Origin of the sequence: Acinetobacter sp. Swhac1 (genome assembly GCF_013390985.1) — a bacterium.
GTDB lineage: Bacteria > Pseudomonadota > Gammaproteobacteria > Pseudomonadales > Moraxellaceae > Acinetobacter > Acinetobacter towneri.
This window is the reverse complement of record NZ_JACASN010000090.1, coordinates 1-1,683: the sequence shown is the minus strand read 5'-3', so window position 1 is coordinate 1,683 and position 1,683 is coordinate 1. Positions and strand designations below refer to the sequence as shown.

2 protein-coding genes and 1 pseudogene are annotated in these 1,683 nt (G+C 40.9%); 1 reads left to right on the top strand and 2 read right to left on the bottom strand.

Annotation, left to right across the window (positions count from 1 at the left end):
- Together HX743_RS15970 and HX743_RS15965 are read right to left on the bottom strand one after the other, a co-directional pair.
- The coding region (locus HX743_RS15970) for an exodeoxyribonuclease VII large subunit (protein WP_178319668.1) at positions 1–689 on the bottom strand (689 nt) is incomplete at its 3' end.
- Positions 690–789: 100 nt separating this feature from the next.
- Positions 790–1,494, bottom strand: a complete 705-nt coding sequence (locus HX743_RS15965; RefSeq protein WP_020753605.1) for an IS6-like element IS1008 family transposase — start codon at positions 1,492–1,494, stop codon at positions 790–792.
- Here HX743_RS15965 and HX743_RS16290 point away from each other — a divergent pair.
- Positions 1,480–1,683, top strand: a pseudogene (locus HX743_RS16290) (hypothetical protein); the annotation flags it as partial. The gene HX743_RS15965 and the pseudogene HX743_RS16290 overlap by 15 nt on opposite strands.

Genomic DNA, 1,683 nt, shown 5'->3' with positions numbered 1-1,683 from the left:
TTGACAGCACCACCACCACGAATGATGACAATCAAGTCAGGAGGTGTTTTGTATTCATTGGCCCACTGTCTTAATCCTTGGCTTAAAGAAGCAATTATACTTGCTGCTGCTGTATTACCTTGAAATGTTGCTGAGTGATAGATGAATTCACAGACCCCTGCTTTATACAGAATATCAGCATCCTTTCTAAAGTCTCCTAATCCTGCAGCTTGTTCAGGTGCAATGACGAGAACCTTGTTAATGTCAAATGGTGTAGGGAGTTTCTTATTCTTGTCAATCAAGCCATCTTCTGTGAGTTGCTTTACGATCTGTTGGTAACGTCTCGCAAGATCACCGAGCGTAAAGCTTGAATCAATGTCTTCAATGTTTACTGAGAACCCATATTGTGGGCTAAAGCTGGCTTTGACTTTAATCAGAATATTCAGGTCCTTTGACAGCTCCATTCCACTTTCGTTCTGAAACTTGTACAGAAGCTTAGCTGCAGTGGACTTCCAAATGGTTCCTTTACAAGATGCAATGACTTTATCAGTGCCCTCTTCTTTTTCAGCAAGTTCTAGGTAGCAGTGACCACTCTTGGTGTTCAGGCTTCTAATTTCAGCTTTAACCCATACAGGATCACCAAAGGCAATCTTTACGATCTCTTGGACTGTTTCGAGGTAATCACTGAGGGAAAGCTGTTGATCAGGCATACTTAGTTTTTATGAATTGTAATTGTCAAAGACTATAGAAAGTTTGGCGGCACTGTTGCAAATAGTGATTTGAGTCGATGATGTTCCCTTTAAAAAGTGCTTAGAGACCGAAAACCCTGTTGATTAGACACACTTCACCCTGAGGCTGACCATAATAAAATGACGATGCTTGTCCTTTACGTAGTGCACGCATGACTTCAATACCTTTAATTGTGGCATAAGCAGTCTTCATAGATTTGAATCCTAATGTGGCCCTGATGATTCGCTTTAACTTACCATGATCACATTCAATGACATTATTTTTATACTTAATCTGCCTGTGCTCAATATCTACTGGACATTTTCCTTCTCGCTTTAATCGTGATAAAGCATGGCCATAGGTCGCTGCTTTATCTGTATTGATGACCCGTGGAATTTGCCATTTTTTCACCGTATTGAAGATCTTTCCTAGAAAACTATAGGCTGATTTACTGTTCCGTCTAGCGGAAAGGTAAAAGTCAATCGTATGACCCTGTTGATCAACTGCACGATACAGGTAAGTCCATCGCCCCTTCACTTTGATATAAGTCTCATCCATATGCCATGAATGTAAATCTGTAGGATTACGCCAATACCAGCGTAACCGTTTTTCCATTTCTGGAGCATAACGCTGAACCCAACGATAAATTGTACTGTGATCCACATTTATGCCTCGTTCAGCGAGCATTTCTTGAAGTTCACGATAGCTGATGCCATATTTACAATACCAACGAACAGCCCAAAGAATGATTTCACCTTGAAAGTGCCGACCGTGGAAGGGATTCATCTGCTGTATCTCGAAATAAATAAGATATTTAGCTTATCATGTCAGCCTATTTGCAACAGTGCCCTTGTATCTGATGAGGAATATCGTCAACTTCAGCAAGATCTTTTGGTACAGCCTGATAGAGGTGACCTAATCAAGAATGGCGGTGGTATTCGCAAAGTACGTTGTGCTCAAGGTAACAAAGGGAAA